The 21118-nt window shown below is 34.2% G+C and carries 23 protein-coding genes and 1 pseudogene; 8 read left to right on the plus strand and 16 right to left on the minus strand.

The features are described from left to right. Window positions 1-39: 39 nt before the first annotated feature. Genes AC4GZ8_RS21065 through AC4GZ8_RS21080 form a run of 4 tightly spaced genes read right to left on the minus strand, consistent with a single transcriptional unit; the run spans window position 40 to window position 1765 of the window. Window positions 40-567 (minus strand): helix-turn-helix domain-containing protein, encoded by a 528-nt coding sequence (locus AC4GZ8_RS21065; RefSeq protein ID WP_095302109.1) that lies wholly within the window; start codon window positions 565-567, stop codon window positions 40-42. A gap of 54 nt (window positions 568-621) precedes the next feature. Then, window positions 622-1317 carry a Rha family transcriptional regulator gene (locus AC4GZ8_RS21070; protein WP_491083874.1) on the minus strand — a complete coding sequence of 232 codons (696 nt, stop codon included), beginning with the start codon at window positions 1315-1317 and terminating at the stop codon, window positions 622-624. Further along, on the minus strand, window positions 1317-1508 hold the full coding sequence (locus tag AC4GZ8_RS21075) for a helix-turn-helix domain-containing protein (RefSeq protein WP_491083875.1): 192 nt from the start codon (window positions 1506-1508) through the stop codon (window positions 1317-1319). Before AC4GZ8_RS21075 ends, AC4GZ8_RS21070 begins: the two co-directional genes overlap by 1 nt. Window positions 1509-1519: 11 nt before the next feature. Next, window positions 1520-1765 carry a helix-turn-helix transcriptional regulator gene (locus tag AC4GZ8_RS21080; RefSeq protein WP_491083876.1) on the minus strand — a complete coding sequence of 82 codons (246 nt, stop codon included), beginning with the start codon at window positions 1763-1765 and terminating at the stop codon, window positions 1520-1522. Window positions 1766-1924: 159 nt separating this feature from the next. Between AC4GZ8_RS21080 and AC4GZ8_RS21085 the strand changes: the two genes are divergently transcribed. From AC4GZ8_RS21085 to AC4GZ8_RS21110, 6 genes and pseudogenes are all read left to right on the plus strand, one after another. Further along, a complete protein-coding gene (locus AC4GZ8_RS21085) occupies window positions 1925-2275 on the plus strand; it encodes a helix-turn-helix domain-containing protein (protein ID WP_491083877.1) in 351 nt (116 codons plus the stop codon). A gap of 15 nt (window positions 2276-2290) precedes the next feature. Then, window positions 2291-2758 (plus strand): annotated as a pseudogene (locus tag AC4GZ8_RS21090) (PH domain-containing protein); the annotation flags it as partial. A gap of 78 nt (window positions 2759-2836) precedes the next feature. Continuing rightward, complete coding sequence (locus AC4GZ8_RS21095; RefSeq protein WP_491083912.1) at window positions 2837-2935, plus strand: SHOCT domain-containing protein; 99 nt, start codon at window positions 2837-2839, stop codon at window positions 2933-2935. A 75-nt stretch (window positions 2936-3010) separates the two neighbouring features. Next, entirely contained in the window at window positions 3011-3616 is a 606-nt protein-coding gene (locus AC4GZ8_RS21100) for an ImmA/IrrE family metallo-endopeptidase (RefSeq protein WP_491083878.1), read from the plus strand. A 5-nt stretch (window positions 3617-3621) separates the two neighbouring features. Beyond that, entirely contained in the window at window positions 3622-3999 is a 378-nt protein-coding gene (locus AC4GZ8_RS21105; protein WP_491083879.1) for a hypothetical protein, read from the plus strand. An 11-nt stretch (window positions 4000-4010) separates the two neighbouring features. Then, a complete protein-coding gene (locus AC4GZ8_RS21110) occupies window positions 4011-5216 on the plus strand; it encodes a tyrosine-type recombinase/integrase (RefSeq protein ID WP_491083880.1) in 1206 nt (401 codons plus the stop codon). A 241-nt stretch (window positions 5217-5457) separates the two neighbouring features. Here AC4GZ8_RS21110 and AC4GZ8_RS21115 read toward each other — a convergent pair whose 3' ends face one another. The 8 genes from AC4GZ8_RS21115 to AC4GZ8_RS21150 all read right to left on the minus strand — a co-directional run bounded on the left by AC4GZ8_RS21115 (window position 5458) and on the right by AC4GZ8_RS21150 (window position 13695). Continuing rightward, the gene (locus AC4GZ8_RS21115) at window positions 5458-6108 is read right to left on the minus strand and encodes a TVP38/TMEM64 family protein (RefSeq protein ID WP_491083881.1); all 651 of its coding nucleotides are present in this window, start codon (window positions 6106-6108) and stop codon (window positions 5458-5460) included. Window positions 6109-6397: 289 nt separating this feature from the next. Further along, a complete protein-coding gene (locus tag AC4GZ8_RS21120; RefSeq protein WP_491083882.1) occupies window positions 6398-7606 on the minus strand; it encodes a PP2C family protein-serine/threonine phosphatase in 1209 nt (402 codons plus the stop codon). Window positions 7607-7626: 20 nt separating this feature from the next. Further along, window positions 7627-8442 carry an alpha/beta fold hydrolase gene (locus AC4GZ8_RS21125; RefSeq protein ID WP_491083883.1) on the minus strand — a complete coding sequence of 272 codons (816 nt, stop codon included), beginning with the start codon at window positions 8440-8442 and terminating at the stop codon, window positions 7627-7629. Window positions 8443-8618: 176 nt separating this feature from the next. Next, window positions 8619-9128: a YhcN/YlaJ family sporulation lipoprotein gene (locus AC4GZ8_RS21130; RefSeq protein WP_491083884.1), complete on the minus strand. Its 510-nt coding sequence runs from the start codon at window positions 9126-9128 to the stop codon at window positions 8619-8621. A gap of 206 nt (window positions 9129-9334) precedes the next feature. Further along, the gene (locus AC4GZ8_RS21135) at window positions 9335-10780 is read right to left on the minus strand and encodes a serine hydrolase domain-containing protein (RefSeq protein ID WP_491083885.1); all 1446 of its coding nucleotides are present in this window, start codon (window positions 10778-10780) and stop codon (window positions 9335-9337) included. Window positions 10781-10846: 66 nt separating this feature from the next. Further along, window positions 10847-11401: a TetR/AcrR family transcriptional regulator gene (locus AC4GZ8_RS21140; RefSeq protein WP_491083886.1), complete on the minus strand. Its 555-nt coding sequence runs from the start codon at window positions 11399-11401 to the stop codon at window positions 10847-10849. Window positions 11402-11602: 201 nt separating this feature from the next. Then, entirely contained in the window at window positions 11603-11809 is a 207-nt protein-coding gene (locus AC4GZ8_RS21145) for a PspC domain-containing protein (RefSeq protein WP_491083887.1), read from the minus strand. Window positions 11810-11961: 152 nt separating this feature from the next. After that, a complete protein-coding gene (locus tag AC4GZ8_RS21150) occupies window positions 11962-13695 on the minus strand; it encodes an ABC transporter ATP-binding protein (RefSeq protein WP_491083888.1) in 1734 nt (577 codons plus the stop codon). Between the two features lie 300 nt (window positions 13696-13995). Between AC4GZ8_RS21150 and AC4GZ8_RS21155 the strand changes: the two genes are divergently transcribed. Continuing rightward, entirely contained in the window at window positions 13996-14748 is a 753-nt protein-coding gene (locus tag AC4GZ8_RS21155; RefSeq protein WP_491083889.1) for a YqcI/YcgG family protein, read from the plus strand. An 84-nt stretch (window positions 14749-14832) separates the two neighbouring features. Here the strand turns inward: AC4GZ8_RS21155 and AC4GZ8_RS21160 are convergent, their stop codons facing one another. Next, entirely contained in the window at window positions 14833-15735 is a 903-nt protein-coding gene (locus AC4GZ8_RS21160) for a DMT family transporter (RefSeq protein ID WP_491083890.1), read from the minus strand. A 111-nt stretch (window positions 15736-15846) separates the two neighbouring features. On the opposite strand from AC4GZ8_RS21160, the gene AC4GZ8_RS21165 reads away from it, so the two are divergent. Beyond that, window positions 15847-17256, plus strand: a complete 1410-nt coding sequence (locus tag AC4GZ8_RS21165) for an aminotransferase-like domain-containing protein (protein WP_491083891.1) — start codon at window positions 15847-15849, stop codon at window positions 17254-17256. Window positions 17257-17319: 63 nt separating this feature from the next. Here AC4GZ8_RS21165 and htpG read toward each other — a convergent pair whose 3' ends face one another. From htpG to AC4GZ8_RS21180, 3 genes are all read right to left on the minus strand, one after another. Further along, a complete protein-coding gene (gene htpG, locus AC4GZ8_RS21170) occupies window positions 17320-19200 on the minus strand; it encodes a molecular chaperone HtpG (protein WP_491083892.1) in 1881 nt (626 codons plus the stop codon). Window positions 19201-19370: 170 nt separating this feature from the next. After that, window positions 19371-20009 (minus strand): YesL family protein, encoded by a 639-nt coding sequence (locus AC4GZ8_RS21175; RefSeq protein ID WP_491083893.1) that lies wholly within the window; start codon window positions 20007-20009, stop codon window positions 19371-19373. Between the two features lie 175 nt (window positions 20010-20184). After that, the gene (locus tag AC4GZ8_RS21180; protein WP_491083894.1) at window positions 20185-21087 is read right to left on the minus strand and encodes a carbohydrate ABC transporter permease; all 903 of its coding nucleotides are present in this window, start codon (window positions 21085-21087) and stop codon (window positions 20185-20187) included. Between the last annotated feature and the right edge of the window lie 31 nt (window positions 21088-21118).

The raw sequence follows: 21118 nt of genomic DNA on the forward strand, positions 1-21118 counted from the left end.
CAACTGTGAAAACTAAAATAAAAACAGTAAATACATCAATCATTGTTTTATAAACCTCCTTTGAATTAGCTTCAGTTTGTGTTGTGTCCACATCTTCATCCAACTGATACCATACTCCTTGCAAAGAATAGCGACATAATGTGTTAATGCAGTAATTGCATCGATGCATTCCTGAATAGAGTTTTCAATCGTTTTAATAGATGTTGGATCCAATGTGTTAGGATTAACTAAGATTTTTTTATTCGCTTCTGCAACAGCTTCCAACGCTTCATGTAACTCTTCTTTTGTTTTCATTGAGACGCTTGTTCTATGTAAATCAACTGCGTCACCATCCAACTTAGCTACTCCCCATTTTGTATATTCATGCGCTGCTTCAATTGCTGGGAATGGATTATTATGTTCCTCTACGAAATAGTTAGCTATATTCGGTTGTACTTTATATCTGCCATTTTCTTGTTGAGAGATTGCTTCACGAGATTCATAGATTTCAAAAGAAAGTTGTTGTTGTGTCAATCGTTCTTCAACCCTAGCTTCCTTAACCGCTTTTGCTGCCCTACCATTTTTCATTTCAAGACACCCCCCTTCTACCGTTGAATTTTGTAAAATTCTGTAGAATTAAGGTCATGATACTTTTCTAGGTATCCAATTTTCTATGTAGCGAAGGGCAGTTTGTAATTCCTTTCGTTTTACATCCTTATAACTAGCAACACCGAATCTATCTTTGATTTCTCGATAGAGCTCACGAAATAGTTTTGGTCTCTCTTTTGGGTCTTTGCAGACTTCATATACCTTGGTTGCTACACCTTTTTGAAGTCTGCGTTGCTCCCCATAATCAAGAGTGATTTGTTCATCAACTTTTTGATCAACTTGCGTAATGAGTTTTCTAATCTCGTGCTGCTCTACTTTAATTGCCTGTGTATCTTCTACTAGGTCAGCTGTTGTACGAAGAACAGTTACTAGTGCCTGGTCTTTTGATAAAGGTGTTACTTTGTTTTGTTCAATATGCTCACGCATTTTTTTAAACTCCTGAAGGAATTTCACTTTCATTTTCATTGCTTCAGGTGTTACGTATGACATTGCAATTAAAGTGAACGCATCTTCTGTTAGATTGAATTTTTTATACTCTCTTGTTCCTGATTGATATGACGATAACGCAAAGTTGCGTTTTCCAAATTCATGTTCATTTGCTTCATAAAGCTTATTAATTTGAACTTCAATATCTCTAATAACGTCTGAGTGACGTTTAGCAAACACTTCAGCGACTGTAAGACTATCTGTAACGACTTGATTATTTTCAATAAAGACTAATTGATTCATTAGATTGCCTCCTGACTGATTTTAGATTCTTGTTCACGGATCCAAGCGTCGATTGTTTCAACACTAAACAAAATGCGACGACGGATTCTAAAATGTGGTATTTGTTTTTCTCTTACCATGTTGTAAATCGTATCTGGATGAACACCTAGATATTCAGCAACACCTTGAACTGTAAGTTTTTTGTTACCCATGATGGACCCCCTTATGCTGATTGTATTGATTTTCGACTCGTTTCGCGTACTCTGTCTTCAAAAAAAAGAGTCCATTCGAAACCAAGTACATTAGCTATCTTTTTTGCGTTATTAACACTTGGGTTACGATCGCCTTTTTCAATAGATGCATAAGTTGTTCTAGCAATTTCAGCCTTTTTTGCAACTTCTTCTTGAGTTAGTTCCAATGAAACCCTGAAATCTGCTAGCCACTCTCTATATGATGCCTTTTTAGGCATATTATCCACCTCCATACGCTTATCGCGTCATCTTATGACATTAATATACTACGCATTTAGTGTATAGTCAATACAAAATTACTCTTTTTGTGTAATTTATTTAATGACGCTTATTGTGGAGTTATAATTATAAGTAAATTATAGTCAAGGAGAATAACCATGGCTTTCGAAGATAGATTGACGTCTCTTAGAAAAGAGAAAAAATTAACTCAGCAGGATATGGCCACTAGGCTTGAAATAGCTAGGACTACATATGCATCTTATGAGCAGGGTCATAGGCAACCAGATTTCGATACATTAAAAAAGATTGCTGAATTTTTTGATGTTTCAATTGATTACTTATTGACTGGTAATGAGAGTTCAAATTCACCTGATGAGATGTGGGAAGAGTTCTTGGATCCGAAAACCCAAATCTTTTTTAAGGATTTAAAAGATGCTCCAGAAGAAAAGATAGAAGAGTTAATACGCTTTTGGGAATTCATTAAGGAGCGAGACAAAGATAAACAGTAAAGGCGGATCAATATCATGGCTAATAAGTTCACAAAATTAAATTATCGATTTGGAATAATTGAGTACCCCGTTACCCTGAAGGAAATGGAAGAAATAACTTTAGAATTTCCGCAAACTGAAAGAAAATTTTATGAATTTGCTATAAAGGATTTAAAGAAAGTTATTAAAGAAGATGAAAATATTTTTTCATTTACTACTGCGGATCCTAAACTAACTAAAACGGGATTTTTAGTCGTAACAGATAAACAAATTGTACTTGTTTCCATGAAAGGTGGTTTATTTGGTGGAGCTGAATCTGAGGTTGTTAAATATTCTGATATAGTCGAAGTGGATTTTGACATAGCTCCAGACCCATTCGGTATGGCTCAAATGGAATTAGGTATTCTTAATTTGAAAATTAAGAGTGGATTTGGTAGCAAGAAAAGAACTATAAGAAATATACCTAAAAATAGCTTGGATTATATTGTTAAGTTAATCAGAGAAGGTTCTAACGGAGGAATTCAAATTGACAATAAACAAGATTCAGCTATTCAGGAAACTGAGTCCCCTTCTACCTCAAGTGTGGCGGATGAAATTAAAAAACTTGCCACTCTTAGAGACGAAGGAATACTAACTGAAGAAGAATTTAATGCAAAAAAGAAACAATTACTTGGAATTTAATCACCATTCAGCCTATATAGGCTTTTCTTTTTAATCATAAAACCGAACATACATTCTTAAAAAGAGGGTCAATTTATGAAATATCAAACTACTATTATAGAAGATTGGGTAAAAAACTTTTATTACAGCATTGATATTTATCAACCGAGACAACTTGATTTAGAAGAAATTGCAGCACGTTTAGGAATCTTCGTACATTATAAAAATTTTTCAAGTAGAGTTTATGCTGGTGAAATCATTATAGATAAAAGATTAAGTTTACAAGAACAATGGGAAGATTTTGGACATGAATTATGTCATGTATTACGCCATTATGGTAATCAAACATATATGACTATTTCATTTTTAGAACATCAGGAGGCACAGGCGAATAACTTCGCTCTCCACTTTTGTGTCCCCACATTTATGCTATTAAGAAATGAAATTATAAACTATTTAAATATAGAGGATGGCATTACATTTGTTACTGAGACATTTAATGTGACTGAAAGTTTCGCAAAGAAACGACTATTGCATTTCCGTAACCAATTACAACAAGCTGAGTCTGATAAAAAGTTTAGGCTCTACATGAATAGACTTTATCCAAAAGCAAGTCCTGAAAATTGGTCTGATGAGACAAAATCTTTACTGGACAAGCTTAATAGACAAATAGAAAAGAAAAAACCATTACAAGGAGTTTGATATTTGTGCCTAGACAGCGAGTATATTATGACTATTTTGAGGGTAAAGAAGTTCCTTTTTGGTATGTATTAACCTTTAAATATCAAGAAATCCCTTGGGAACAAGATGCTTATTATTTTGAGGTTATTGCACCGTTTGAATACTTTGGCCGTGATGAATTTGATGATTCGATAATGAGCGTATCTATTAATATTGAAGACTTACTAATTAATAATCTCCACGAATGCAACTTAGGATTAAATTTAAATCGCATTAAAGAGAGAATTCTAAAACATGGAATAGAACCCTATGAAGTTAGTCAGTTTATTATTCAATTGCCAGATATAGAGGAAGTACTAAAATTACTACCGAATGAAAGAAAAGCTTCTTTTATTCTTATCTAAGGAGGAGTACTATGTCTAATATCCGCCAAAGAGGAGAACGGTCTTTTTTACTAACTGTTGAAACAGGATATGGAGTAAAAGGGAAAAGAAATCGTGAATATAAAACGATAAAAATTGAAGATAATTCACTATTAAAGACAAAAAAGAAGTTAAAGGATTTTCTAGAAGCTGAGTATCACAAGTTTAAAGCAGAAGTTGAAGCAGGTAAATATATTGCACCTGAAAAAATGACGTTAAAAGAATTTTCGGTAGACTGGGAACAAAAGTACGCTATCAAGGAATTAGGAGCTACGACACTAGCTAACTACCTAAATCATTTGGAAAATCACATTTTACCCGCATTAGGTCATAAACGTATTGATCAGATTAAACCTATTCATATAATTGATATGTTAGATGGAATGAAAAGAGTCAAAAATCCTGAAATTCCTTTGAGTGAAAGGACTAAACAAGATACCTACTTAGTCATTAGGAATGTAATGACAAGAGCCGTAGAATGGAAACTAATTAAGGAAAATCCAGTAAATAGTGTTAGAAAGCCAAAAGTTAAGGATGATGATGATAAGATCGTAAATGTTTATGATGAGGATGAAGTTGAAAAGATGTTCATTGCTGCAGAAAATGAACCTTTTCATTGGAGGATGTTTCTGACGTTAACACTTGCAGCTGGTTTAAGGAGAAGTGAGTGTTTAGGTTTGGAATGGTCAAAGGTGGATTTGGATGATAATACACTAGATATTACTCAAGTTATTGTAAAAGGAAAATACGGACCTGTTCTTAAAGGACCGAAGTCAAAAAAATCTAAACGATTGATCTCGCTTCCTGATTCAGTAGTCAGTGAACTCAAAGATTATTATCTACATTGGAGAAAAGAGAAACTGCAATCAGAAGACCTTTGGATAGAAGAAGAGCATAAATGGCTTTTCTGCAATTTAGATGGAACACACTTTTATCCTGATACTCCTACAAAATGGTGGAGAAGATTTACGGAAAGAACAGGTATTAGGTACATTAAACTTCATGACCTTCGTCATACTTCTGCAACCTTATTAATCAATCAGGGTGTGCATGCAAAGATTATTTCTGAACGTTTAGGTCACTCCGATATAAGAGTAACAATGAACACTTACGGTCATGTATTAAGGAAAGCAGATCAGGAGGCAGCAAATAAGTTGGATGGTCTTTTCTCTAAAAAACAAAAAACTACTATAATATGAATATTGTCGCCAAATTGTCGCCGAAAACTGGCGACAACATTCATATTTAGTCCAATTTAAACCATAAAGCATCCTAAGAACCTTTTGATACAAAAGGATTAACCCAAGAACGTCCGTTCCCTTCCTGATATGCCCTATGCACTGGCAGCGTAGAGGTCAGGGGTTCGAGCCCCCTATGCTCCATACTTTGAAACACTCTTTCTATTTCTGGCAATTCCAGAATAAAGAGTGTTTTTTTATGTTATTTGACTTTCGGACAATCGAAATCAATCTTTGACTTTTCTCTAAGCCACCTTCGATAAATGAACAAAACAACTAGAATAAATCCTACGTAAATGAAAAGGACTTGAAGAAATGTTTGAGCAGAAGTAAATAATTGGTTTCCTAAAAAGGCGTAAACAATCATTGCTGGAACTTGACCAATAGCAGTTGCAAGAAAATATGTTTTAAACGACATCGGACTTAACCCGGAATAAATATTGATTACTGGGGGTGGGATAATATAAATGATCCGAGCCAATAATACAGCCAAAAAAGGACTTCGATTTATTGTTTTATTTAAATATTCAAACCCTTTGAAGCGAGTGACATACTTTTTTAATTCATTAATAAAAAAATAACGTGCAAAAACAAAAAAGATAATGGCTGCGCCTACTGAACCAAACCAGTTAATAATACTCCCAATCAAGATGCCATATTTCACTCCCATTATTCCAGCAAATACTGAAAAAGGAAAAATAGGAAACACACTAAAGATTATAGATAGAAAAAACATCATGGGGATTTGTGATAAATCACTGTCATTTAGCCAAGTTAATAAAAAATCTTTGAAATAAAATGCAATCACAAGGATCATTACATATATTATTCCAAAAATTAATCCTTTTTTCATTGATGTAACCTCCATGGTCTGTTTAACATGGGTGATGCAATTGTCCTGCTGCAATGGACATTATTAAAGTACATTTAAAGGAAGCAATGAAATTCATGCATACGTCTCTCATTTATTCTTCTCTACACTCTCAATTATATCCAGATAAGATTTTACTCTATTTTGTTTTACAGAGTTTATTAATGAAAATATTTCTCTGGTTCGTAGAGGTAAACTCTGCACTTCCCCATGTTCCATCATCAAAAAAACCCTTATTTATTTATTAAGGGTTTTTGATGTCTTTATTCCATTAAAACAAATCAATCAACAAAAAACATTGATCATCACTCTGGTGATAGGCAAAGTTTGTGTTATCCATTGATTGGATTATATCCTCTTTAAGTTCATGCATTGGTTTTGTTTCATTATCTAATAGTAATGGTTTTAAATGATTAAAGCCAAAAGGATCTGTCACTCCATCGGTATATAAAAGTACCCTGCTCCCTTTTTGATAAGGAATTGTTCTTGTTTTGAATTGTGTTCCTTCGAATGTTCCGATTGGAGGAACGGAAGAATTCAACTCTTGTATTCCCATGGAATTTTGCAAAAAAGCAGGTGGATGTCCAGCGTTAATAAAGTCTATCTTTTGTTCCTTTGTATCTATTAATAGATACATAGCTGTACAGTAATGCCGAGCCTCTTCATTATTTTGAAAAAGATTGTGCAAATGTTGGTCCAATTCTTTAACGACGATTTCAGGATTTCCTTCTTTTGAGATTAATCGTTGAAACAGTGATTGGACGGACATCGTAATTAGTGCTGAAGAGATACCGTGCCCCATTACATCGAGTATGATAATTCCATAACGATATTTGTCAATCTGATAGACCCCGTAGATATCCCCAGATAATTCCCGAGATGCTTTATAAAATGCTTCGATATGTATAAATTCATTACTGATTGAATCCGTTAATGTTGTCTCTTGTATTTTTCTAGCAAGCTCTAATTCTTTTTTTGTTTCTATCTTGTACTTTTGGTTTTGCTCATTTAACTTTAGTAATTCAGATTGTTTTTCTTTTAAGGACTTTAAAGCAATTTCTAGATCTGAAACAGCTTTGTTTTTTGCCAATAGGGCTGCTTCAGCCTCTTTCTTAGCTTCAAGCAGGGCGTTTTCAAATTCATGGCGTTGTCGAATAGGAATCATGATACATTCTATAACAGTTTCATTTTGACGTATCTTGGCCTGAGCGTTCAAAAGAACGGGAATTTCTTTTCTAGACTTTGATTCTAACGAAAGATACATCTCCTCTACCTTCTTATTAACCTTTATAAGAGGAACAAAATAAAGCTGATAAAAAAGCTGAGCTGATTTCGTGAAGATTTTATTAATATGTTGACCAGTTAGTTGAGATATGCTGTAATTTAATTCCCCTAATAATGTTTGGTTACTTGATAAAATGATTCCATCTTCCGATAACGTTAGAAATCCACCGGGTGCATGGTTCAACTGTTCATCCATTAAGTTTGGTCTCCTTGATTTTATTGTTTGACAGTTGCACTTAGGTATTCTTGAATAACTTCAATTGTTTCCTCAGGGTGACTCATATGCGGACAATGTCCAGTTGCTTTTAATTTTTTATAATGACTATATGGTAAATGATTTTTAAGATATTCTCCTACTTCTGTCGGAGCAATAATATCGTTAGAGCATTGCATAATGAGAGAAGGAACAGATACTTTTGATAAATCCCCACGATTGTCTGCAAAAAAAGCTGCTTCAGCAAACTGACGAGCAATGAGGGGGTCAGTAGAGCAAAAGCGATCCTCAAGCTCCTTTGTTAGATAGGGCCGATCCGGATTATTCATGACAGTTGAAGCAAACATATTTGCCCATCCAATATAGTTTTTTTCCATCATATCAATTAACCCTAACAGATCCTCTTTTTCAAAGCCACCATAATAGGACGGAGGATCGTTTAGATAATATGGGGAAGGTCCGATCATGATCAAATGAGAAAAATAACTTGGCTTTGCGATAGATGCTAACATCCCGATCATACTGCTAACCGAATGCCCAACAAATATTGATTCCTTTAAATCTAACGCAGCACAAATCTCTAATAGATCCTGAACATATCCTGATAATGTATGATATCGATTTCTATCGTATGACTGAATATCGGATTTTCCCAGACCGACATAATCAAACAAGATAACTTGATACTCCTGTTTAAATGCATTTGCAACTGATTTCCAAACCGTTTGATCACAATTAAAACCAGGTGCAAAAATGATTGATTTTTCTCCAGATCCTTCTATTTGCACATTGTTACGTAACAAGATATCTTGATTCATATAATGTTCCTCCCTAATACATTCCTACCTACATCTTACCATGTCATTTTCCAATATAGCTTTCTTTTGTGGATATAATTGGATTAGGTTGAGTTACACGATTAAAATTTAAGCGGATATAGAAACCATACAGAAAAACGCCCCTTTTTGAAAGGGGCGTTCGTCGTAAATATTGATTATCGAGCATTTGGAAAGGCTCTTTGTACCATCTCATTAAATTCTTCAAACAAACCGCGAACAGGCTTACCACTTTCGATCTTTTCTCCATAATCACCCATACGATCAACAAAGTCGGGATTACTTGAAACAAATACATTTTGTATATTGTTATCAGTTTGTTTCACTTGATCAGAAATTTTGTTTTCAAGTTCTCTTCTTACATCACCTTTTGAATTATCCTCTAATACGACTGCGACATATGCGTTTCTATTAGTCACAATAATATTTGCATCTCGAACTTCATCCAAATTTTCAATTTTATTTTGAGCTTCATCTGCTACTTGCATTCTTGTATTATCGTTTGTTCCGACATTTCGTATATTGTTATTCCGGTTATTTACGTTTGTCGTATTAGTAGTCGTATTATTGTTTGCATTACCTTGGTCATTGGCTCCATTGTTCACACCACAACCAGCTAACATAGTAATAGCACAGACAAGTAAGGAAATTCTTTTTAATGCTTTCATCCTGTTCCCTCCTAAATTGAATTTACAAAATTAGGATTGCCTGTTACTACTATTGTATGTAGATAATGAACAACCAATATTCTCCACAAACTGTGTTTACACTTATTGTTGTTGATATGTAACATGAATTTGACTGCTTGGTTTTCCCGCGCTAAACCTTAACAGTTGATCCCTTTTCAAATTTACACAAAATCTGTAGTTCCTTCTTAAACTTCCTCATAATAAATGATACTTTGTTTTTTCTTTTTAAAGCATATGAATATTATGATGGCACCATTTATACCAAGAATCCAAGCTAAGCTGTGAATGAAAATGGCAGTGACCATAGCATAATGATAAATTGTGTGCCAAGGCGATCCAAACAAGTAACAAATTGCTGGTATTAAAATAATTGAAAATAAAATGAGTAGAAAACCAACTATGGTCAAAAACTTATAGTGAAAACTTGTTTTTTTATTTAGACGATGCAAATACCAGATTCCAAATGCAGTCAAAAAAACTGTTAATAATAAGGGAATCCACTGCATATGATATTTCATCTCTTGAATTTCAGGAATTTTTTCATTTTCAATAATTGTTTTAATTCCTTCTCTTAAAGAAATAGTGGACATTGCATCAGAAAAATCATTTTTATTTGTTAGCAAAATAAATCCATAATTTCTTTTAGGGCTAATAAATAACTCAGCTCTTGAATCTGGTGTTTCTCCCCCATGAAAAAAGTAAGGATTATCTATATCCGTAGATATTCTCCAACCTAATCCATAATACACCTCATCCTTTCTATGGATTTGCGGTGATGTATATTCATTGAATTGTTCTCTAGATAGTAACCTATTATTATTCAACAAAAATTGTATATACTTTGACATATCTTCAGCAGTAGAAACCGTATATCCATAAGGCGCACCACTGTTGTCATATGTAATTTTATTTTTAACTGGTTTTCCAAAGATAGACTTAAAACCTGGTTGATATCCTAATTTTGAAGCTTCTTCATAAGTGGACACAGTATGATTCATCCCAAGCTTTGAATAAATTTCATCATCCATAAATGTAGAGAATGACTTACCAGTTACATTTTCTATAATACTTCCTAAAAGAAGATAATTTGCTGGACTATATTGATGTACTGAACCTGGTTCATGGTTGAGCGTTACGTGATTTAATTTCTTTACAGCCTTAGTAATCGCATCTGTGCCTCTTAAATTTAAATCTGCAATTTTAAGACCATCATAAGAACTAATTCCGCTTGTATGTGTCAGCAGATGTCTGATGGTGATTCTCTTTTCAAATCCATTAGCATTGTATTCAAAAGACGGAATATACCGATTGATCTCCTGGTCAAGCTCTATCTTATTTTGTTCTACTAGCTTCATAACAGCAAGACTAGTTAAAGGTTTGCTGACAGAACCAATTGTAAACAATGTATCTTTTGTTACAGGCTTACCATTGCTTTGTTTTCCCCAATTTTTTTGAAACATGATTTTCTCATTTTGAATAATTGTTAGTGAAGCACCTGGAATTTGATACTTTTCTATTGCTTGATCCATATATTTCTCAATTAATTCTGTTTGATTATATGGATTCGCTGTAACTTGTATAGGAATAATGAAAAAAGAAAACAAAAGAAGGAATCCTATTTGTTTTTTCACCTGTACGCCCTCTCATTCATCATTTTTTATTTGGTCAACCAACCAATTTGGATGTAAATGTAAAGCCTATTTTTTTAAATAGACTTCAAATAGATCTTCTAATAATTGATATGCTTTGTCTAGTTCAAATGTCGGATCCATAATCTTCTGTAATGCCAATCCATCAAAACATGCTAATAATATACTTCCCATGATTTCAGGATCCTGATGACTAGGATCTAGTTTCTTTAATGGTGTTGATAAGCTATCTCTTCCATCCTGTAGAATCTTTGCTACTTCTGTTTGTATTTCCTCATTTTTCAAGCCTAGTGAATAAATTTCATAGCGCCAGCGATACCATTCGGGATCTTTCTCAGATCTTGATTTAATTTCTTGTAAAGTTTCACTTGGAGTTAACAGCTTCACATCTTTGTTCTTATATAATTGATGATACTGATCCTGAACATGTCTTTGAACAGAAAGCAACAGGTCTAATTTACTCTCAAAATAATAATGAACTAACCCTGGTGTAACATCTGCTTCTTTTGCAATATCTTTAATGGAAGCATTGGTATAACCTTTTTGAGCAAATACTTTATAAGAAGCATCTATAATTCGTTGTTTTTTGTCATCCTTTTTCATAATCCACCTCAATATTTGGTTAACCAACCAAATTATAAAGTACAGTTTTTCTTTAGTCAATCAGATTTGCCCTATCTTTGGGAAATGATATGTGTTCCGCTCTTAACCTTTTTGTGATTTTGCTCTCCTTATTCAATAAGCTAGGGGAATCAAAAAAGACGCTATTATAAGTTCATAGCGCCATGAAGAGTTAAAAACCTGCTACTCTCGATCCTTCTCAAGCTGCTTATCTGTAGGCATCACAATCGCTGCTACTAAGTAAATCAACCAAACCGTTCCCCCCGTAAAAAACCCTAATAAAAACGTCAAGATCCGAAGTAGACTAACGTCAATTTTGTATAATTCGCTAATACCGCCTAACACACCGGCTAATTGTTTATTTTTAGTTGATCTGTATAAAGTTTTCATATTGAATCACCTCTATTTCTAATACGAAGCAGCTCTTAAAACGTTTCGTTTTAATTTTATTATCGTTTAAGAATGCTAAGTTCTGTGTCTAAATAACTTTCAGCTAAAAAAAGGTTCAATCCATTTTATAAAAGGACTGAACCTACGAACATTTAATCAAATTGCTTAGTATATAAGTGTGAATAGAAACCTTTTTTCTCCATTAAATCCTCATGTGTTCCTTGTTCAATAATTCCTTCCTCTGTTAACACAATAATTCGTTTAGCATAACGGATTGTTGACAAGCGATGAGCGATAACGATCGTTGTCCGACCATTTGCCAGAAGCTCTAATGAGTCCTTCACAATGCTTTCGCTTTCATTATCTAGTGCACTTGTTGCTTCATCAAAAATCAGAATCGGTGGATTTTTAAGAAATACACGCGCAATACTAAGCCGTTGCTTTTGTCCGCCAGAAAGCCTAACACCACGCTGTCCTATCTCTGAATAATACCCTTTTGGCAGGTTCATAATAAAATCATGTGCATTGGCACGCTTTGCTGCCATTATAACCTCTTCATCTCTGGCATTTACATTTCCGTATCTGATGTTTTCCATAACCGTTCCTGAAAATAAATAAACATCCTGTTGAACAATTCCAATATTATTCCGAAGTGACTGTAAATCAACATCACGGACATTGATTCCATCTACTAATATTGCTCCACTAGATACATCATAAAAGCGTGGGATCAATGAGCACAATGTAGTTTTTCCAGCTCCAGAAGGACCAACTAACGCTACATATTCCCCTGGTTGAATGTGAAGAGATAAATTCACAAACACATTGTCATAGTGATCACCATAACAAAAGGAAACGTCTTTAAATGCGATCTCACCTTTAACGTTTGCAAGATTTATCGCATTTGGCTTGTTTTTTATTGCCGGTTCAATATTCATTATTTCCATAAAGCGTTGAAATCCTGTGATACCTTCTTGAAATTGCATGCTCATATGAGTCAAACGCTGAATTGGCTCAATCATATAAGAGATATAAAGTAGAAATGTGATCAAATCGGCTAAATCTAATGTTTGGTTTACAATACTGGCGCTACCTATGACAATGACCGTAATAGTAATAAGCTGAATAAAGGTTTCCATCCCATTAAAGAAATATGCTTCAGCTTTATAGGTTTTCTTACGGCTTTCAAGAAATCGATTATTTTCTCTCGTGAATTTTTCAATTTCTATTCTTTCATTAGCAAATGACTTTACCACTCGAATTCCTGCAAGACTATCCTCTACCTGTGCATTTACATCAGCTATCCGCTCTTTGTTTCTTCTTAAAGCCCTGTTCAATTTTTTATTAAAAAATAAAGCAAATGCACCTAAAAAAGGTAAAAAACAAAATACAGCCAGTGTTAATGGTGAATTTATAAAAAACAAGATCACAAAGGCTCCAATAAAGCGAACAAAATATTTAATATAATCCTCAGGTCCGTGATGATATAATTCGGAAAGCAATAACAGATCATTGGTAATTCTCGTCATAAGTTGGCCTGTTTTTTCTTGATCAAAAAATCGAAATGAAAGCTTCTGCATATGCTCAAACAGCTCAGCACGCAAATCGCTTTCCATACGTGCACCAATCTCATGTCCCTTATAGTCAACAAAAAAGTTCCCGACATTTTGAATTAATACGAGAACAAGCATCAGTCCCCCAATCCAAAATACTTTATGTAGAGCGATTGACAAGTCCCCTTCGAGAACATCTTTTGTGATATATCGAACGAGCAACGGAAAGATCAGTGAGATTGCTGAAACGATAAACGCACAAGCCAAAACAAGCAAAAACAATCTAAAATACGGTTTATAATATGAGAGAAATTTTTTTATTGGAAATTGCATCCTATACCCCTTTTAATGTGTTTTTTCCAAAATCACATATAAGGGTGTAGCTTCATGCTAAGTTAGGACAGAGTTACCCCCTTATAAGTTTGCCATCTTTGAGTTGATTTGTTTTTCATCATGACTCCTCCTTAACTGTTTGTAACTACATTGTAAGCGATTTCTTCCGGAGAAAACAGTACAAAATAGAGAGAAACTCATAGAACAATCTTTATTTAGATACCAGGAGACCATTAATGTGATATTCACCTATCCTAAATTGCATGAATATTAATGTACTGTGATAGGAGGTTAAAAAAGATGGAGCTCCTAACAAGAGACTTAATAAATAAAGATAAACTACCTTTTTGGAAAAGAGATGCTTTAGAAAAGTTCGAGGCAAAAATGATGGATAAAGAAAAGAAGTTTCCATGCATCCCTGCTATACAAGGTTTTTCCTTACATCACTTGAAATACGGATTTATAGGTGACCCAAGAGACGATATTTCTTCTGAAGAGTTAGCTAAGTTGCTTTCCGCATATACATTGAATTCTAGAAATCTTGGAAAATACACATCACTCATTGTCTTTTTTGATACTCCGCAAGACCTTTCAAATTCCTATAATGTAGAGGATTTTGAGAAGCTATTTTGGAAGCAGCTCAATAAGTTAACTAAGTTAGACTCAATTGAATGGCCGAATCACATCCCCCCTGATCCAACTCAACCTGCTTGGGAGTTCTGCTTCCACGGCGAACAATATTTCATGTATTGTGCAACTCCAGCCCATAAAAATAGATTGAGCCGGTCTTTTCCATATTATATGTTGGCTATTACACCTAGATGGGTACTTGAAGGATTCCATTCGTCTCCGTCCCTGTCAAAGAAAATTAAATCAAACATCAGAAAACGACTTAGCAAATATGACTCCATTTCTGTACACACTGAACTAAAAAGCTATGGGCAAGAAGATAATTTTGAATGGAAGCAGTATTTCTTGCGTGATGATAACTCTACATTATCACATTGTCCTTTTCATAAATTTATAAGTGTATTTAAAAAGGATCATGTATAAATACTAAGCTCTCCCATTCAAAATAATGTAATGGGAGAGTTTCTTTATTTGTTTGGGAACAGGCTTTTTTTATAACTCCTTACTTTAACCGATATTGAACGAACAGCGCTCTCGTAAATTTTCAAAATTGATTAAGATGATGCCGATTATAATGATCACAGCTCCTAGTCCAGTGACAAATGAAAAATACTCCTGATAAAACATAATCCCTAAAGCCATTGCAACAATTGGTGATATATAAAGCCATGTTGAAGGAAACACCGGATTGGTTTTTGAAACCAGCCAATAGTATAAGCTGTGTCCAATCATTGATCCTAACACAATTAAATAGATAAGCGAGCCAGCTGATGCAGGTTGTAGAACAGAACTAAATTGAACATCCTCTGTGAAAATAGCTAGAAAAAGCAGAAGTACTCCACCATACATCATTTGAACCGAATTCAGTGCAATAGGTGACGTTTCTTTAAAAAGCTTCGTTACTTTTCGTGTATAGATTGTTCCTGCAGCATAAAATACCTCACCAATGATAATCGCAATACAACCTATGATCCACAAAGAGCTAATGTCCATTGAAAAACTTTGTTGTACGAGCAGCAATACACCTATGATGCCAAGCGCACAACCAAGAATTGATTGAATCGTTGCTTTTTGTTTTAAAAGAATGCTTTGAATAAGGATGATCATCATTGGTCCTGTCGCTGATAAAACTGCAGCAATTCCTGAGGTTACGTACTGCTCTGCCCAATATAATGTAGAAAAGGTTCCAAACGTCAAACCAATTCCTGAGAAAAACAGTTCTTTTCGAAACAGTAAACGAAAAAGCTGCTTCTCTCTTAACATCATAAAGCTAAATATTAAGAGCCCAGCCAGAAAGAAACGGATTCCTCCTGAAAAAAACGGGGTTAAGCCAGCATCAATTCCAATCTTAATGGCTAAAAAAGTTGTCCCAAAGATGAAGCACATGAAGCAATAATTTATGAGTATCATTTCATTCTCCTCCTCTGCTTTATCATAAAAGAAGAGGAGCAGAACAGTTTAGTTTAAATAGAACAGATTTAATAAGAATAATGGTAAAATCTTGATAAAGGGGGGATTGATGTGGAAACAGCAAATCCAAAACAAGATTACTTATTTAAACAAGTATACGATTATGTCCTAAACCGTATTGAACGTAATGAGTGGAAAAAAGATGAGAAACTCCCTTCTGTTAGAAGCCTGGCAAATCAACTGAATGTTCATCGTCTCACCGTATTAAAGGCATATCAGCTTTTGAAGGATCATAACAAAGTTTATGTAAAAGATAAATCCGGTTATTTCGTTATGTCAGAACGTACTATGAATCCTGATCTTATCGATCTTCCAATGGTTTCGGCATATGATCATAAAAATCACTTGTCTGATATTCATCAGCACCATGTGCAATATAATTTTTCACAAGCACTTATTGACCCAAATTTATTACCGAATCAATTTCTATCAGAATATGTAAAAAAAGTATTTGATGTACACCCTAAAGTACTTGCCACCTATTCAACTGTACAAGGTGATGAGGAGCTTCGAGAGACATTGGCTCATTATTTCGTTCAACAATATAAAACTCCTCTTCATAAAGATGAATTATTGATTACATCAGGCTCGCAGCAAGCGATTCACTTAATCTCTCAAGCATTTATTAAACCAAGAGATACCGTATTATTTGAAAGACCTAGCTATAGTGCAGCAATTGATGTATTTAGAGCCCGTGGAGCAAATATTATAACCACTGATATCACCCAAAATGGATATGATTTAGATCTGCTTGAAAAGCAGATGCAGCTATATAAGCCTCGCCTCTTTTATCTAAATCCTACCTTTCATAATCCGACAGGCATTACGATTCCTTCTGAGCAACGAAAAAAACTGGTAGATTTAGCTGAGAAATATAAATGCTTACTCATTGAAGATGATGCGTATCATGATATTTATTTTGATCAAGCTCCGCCACCACCAATTTACACGTACGATACAGCTGGAATCGTTATTTATGTCCGAAGCTTTTGTAAATATATCTCTCCCGGGTTGCGAGTAGCATCAATTATTTGTCAATCTAAAGCAACAATAAAATCTTTATTATCTTCAAAATCGCTAATAGATAATGGGTCACCACTGTTAAATCAGAAAATTTTCCTTCATTATTTTTCATCATTACGATTGCAACAACATTTAGAAAAATTAAGAATAGCTTTGCAGATACGTAAGGAAATCATGGAAGTGGAGCTAGCCGCAACCAATTGGAAGTGGGAAAGTCCCAAAGGCGGCTTGAATTTATGGATCAAGCTTCCTGATGGAGTTTCTGCTCAAGAGTTTTATTTAACGGCACTTAAAGACGGTATTTCATTTGTACCTGGTGCTGTTTGTGATCCATTAAAACAGGCAACTTCCTGGGTGCGGTTAAGTTATTCGTATGTTAGTGAAAAAAAGATAAGGGAAGGGATTAGAAAATTGATTGAGGTGATGGATCAGCTTTGAAGTACACCTGTAATGCGTAAATAAGGGACTGTTCAAAGGAACAGTCCCTTATATTATCTTTTCTTACACCATCACTTTACACATATCATTTGTAAATTCAACAGGGTCTTGAATTGGTAAGCCTTCAATTAACAAGGCTTGGTTATATAATAGGTTCGTATATAATTTTACTTTTTCTTTATCTTGGTCAAACGCATTTTTCAATGATTGGAACACTTCGTGATTGCTGTTAATTTCCAACACCTTCTCCGCCTTTACATTTTGATTGTCAGGCATTGCGCTTAGAACCTTTTCCATTTCAATTGTCACTTCACCAACTGTTGATAAACATACGGGATGTGATTTTAAACGTTTCGATAATTTGACATCCTTTACTTTTCCGCCTAGAACTTCTTTCATATAGTCGAAGAGCTCTTTATTCTCAGTTTGTTCAGTTTCTGTTTGCTTTTGATCCTCTTCAGATTCAATTCCTAAATCACCACTTGAAACAGATTTAAATTCTTTCTCGTTATAATTCATGACCATCTTTATTGCAAATTCATCAATATCCTCTGTAAAGTAAAGAATTTCGTAGCCTTTTTCAGAAACTAGTTCTGTTTGTGGAAGCTTTTCAATTCTTTCAACTGATTCTCCTGTAGCATAATAAATATATTTTTGATCCTCAGGCATTCTAGATACATATTCATCTAGTGAGACAAGTTTTTTCTCTTTTGATGAGTAGAATAGCAATAAATCCTGAAGAACTTCTTTGTTACTTCCGAAGTCACTGTATACTCCATATTTCAGCTGTCTTCCGAACGATTTATAAAATTCTTCATATTTTTCACGATCGTTTTTCAAGAGGCTTTTCAATTCATTTTTAATTTTCTTACTTATGTTCTTCGCAATGAATTTTAATTGGCGATCTTGTTGTAAAATTTCCCTTGAAATATTTAAAGATAAATCCTCAGAGTCAACCATACCTTTTACAAAGCTGAAATAGTCAGGTAATAGCTCTGGGCATTTATTCATGATTAAGACACCATTTGAATAAAGCTCTAAACCTTTTTCATATTCCTTTGAATAATAGTCAAACGGCGTTTTCCCTGGAATATAAAGAATCGCATTGTATCGGACTGATCCATCTACATTGATGTGGATATGCTTAATAGGTTTATCAAAGCCATAGTGTTTCTCATGATAGAATGACTCATAGTCCTCATCTTTTAATTCACTCTTATTTTTCCTCCAGATCGGCACCATACTATTAATAACTTGCTCTTCTGTATACTCTTCTAATTCACCTTCTGTTCCCTCTTTTGGACGTTGTCCTGACACATCCATCTTAATCGGATAACGGATAAAATCAGAGTATTTTTTAATAATGGATTTTAGCGTGTATTCTTCTAAAAACTCATCATAGCTTTCTTCTTCAGCACTTTCTTTGATTTTCAGAATAATCTCTGTCCCGACTGTATCTTTTTCATACGGTTCAATTGTATAACCTTCTGCACCTTCTGATTCCCATTTGTAAGCCTCATCACTTCCGAGTGCTTTACTAATAACTGTTACAACGTCCGCTACCATAAACGCAGCATAAAAACCAACACCAAATTGCCCGATAATATCGTGGCCATCCTTTGATTCATTTTCCTTTTTAAACGCTAAAGAGCCGCTTTTCGCGATAACACCTAAATTGTTTTCAAGCTCGTCTTTCGTCATCCCGATTCCAGTATCAGTAATCGTTAACGTTCTACTCTCTTTGTTTGGAGTAATTTTAATATAATAGCTATCTTTATCAAATGTTAATGAATCATCTGTTAATGCTTTGTAATAAATTTTATCAATTGCATCACTTGCATTCGAAATCAACTCCCTTAAAAATACCTCGCGCTGAGAGTAAATGGAGTTAATCATCATTTCCAATAGTCTTTTGGATTCTGCTTTAAATTGCTTTTTCGTCAATTTAACCTCTCCTTCCATATTATGTACATATTTTAAAAACCACAACAATTAGCACTCTAAACACGAGAGTGCTAACATATACATTTAAATATCATATCATACTTTTTCTGTCAATAATATGAATGGAAATAGGTATATTTCTTAACTATAATCTTATCTTTAGAACTGTGCTAAAATGATTCAACTTCCTCTAGTTGAGAACGGTTTAGTTTTTTTAATGAAGTTGACGCTATTTTCATCATTATAAAACCTATAAAACTAACTCCCAAAACAGGAATTAGTCCAGGGATACGTGAAAATAAGAATAGCACTAATATTACCGAAGTAAATAAAAGAAGTGATTTGAGCGGTCGACCTATAACAAGAACAAATGCATATTTATAGTACTCTAGAAATCTTAAATTATAATGCACATAAATCGGAAATAAATATAATGATATGAATAAATAAAAAGCTAAGAGAAAATAAAGTGCAATAGTTAACGCTTGATGTAAAGGAGTTTTCTCAACCTGATTCAACACTCTTAAATCAATCAATAGCACAATTCCGATGATAGACCATACATACCCAAGCATATTTCCTCTAATAAACTCTGATTTATACGTTATCCAGAAAAGGTGAAAAATACGAACTTCTTCTTCAGCTTCCATCGTTAACTTCCTTAATACAGTAAAAAGAGCTACAGTAGCAGGGAAGATCCCTAAGAAGAACACACCGACTAATGAAAAAATAAACCATAGACAATTTAATAGAAACAATTTCAAACACCATTCACCTAGACGAACATATTTGCCTCCAAACTCTTTCATCCTCCTACCCCTCCATATAAAGTGAAACTTCCATTAACAGGTGTTTTCTTCATCCCCCCACTAATGATTAGTTGAACCAATCGGACCCTTTATGGGCAGCTTTCCCAACCACCTTCTTTGTAAACTCAAAAGTTTGAGGTGAGGGACTTACTGCCCGTTATATGTGCTCCCATTTTTAACCTTTTACCGATCCAATCATAACCCCTTTTTCGAAATACTTTTGAATAAATGGATAAACAATTAAAATTGGTAATGTTGAAATAATAATAACCCCGTACTTTATTTGATCCGCATATCTTTGAGCATACCCACCAGCGGCACCACCACTTCCTGCTCCTTCGGCAAACACTTGATTAGAAAGCAGTATATCTCTTAAGACAATTTGCAGAGGCTGCAGGCTATAGTCCCTTATATAAATTAACCCCGTAAAGAAATCGTTCCAGTGCCACACGAGGTAGTAAAGTCCAATTACAGATACAACCGCTTTGGAGAGAGGCAATACAACCTTAAGAAAAAATGTAAAATGATTACACCCATCGATTGAAGCGGCTTCATATAATTCATTTGGTATGCTTGTTTCAAAAAATGTTCTTGTAATAATTAAATTAAAAACATTCACCGAGAATGGAATAATGAACACCCACATTGTGTCAATTAACTGTAAATCTTTCATTAATAAGTAAGTCGGAATTAATCCGCCATTAAAGAACATCGTAAAAACAAAGAAAAACATTAAAATTCGTCTTGCACGGAATTCCTTTCTTGATAAGACATAGGCTGCTGGTAGTGTAAGTAATAAATTAACAAAGGTACCTAATAGAGAGTAGATCATTGTATTTTTGTAACCAACCCATATTCTTGCATCCTGAAAGATTTCCTTATATCCAAATAAACTAAACCCTTTTGGAAATAACAATACCTTACCAGTAGAAACGAGGGTAGAATCACTAACAGAAGCGATCACAACAAAATATAGGGGATATGCGATAATGAAAAAAATAATCCCGCAGATAACGTATATAAATAAATCAAATATTATGTCATTCACATTTTTTCCTTTTTTCGTGAGTATTGCCATAACAGCTCCTCCCTGCATATTTGAATTGACA

The organism is Metabacillus sp. RB-C-LZQ-3-1 (assembly GCF_058315175.1).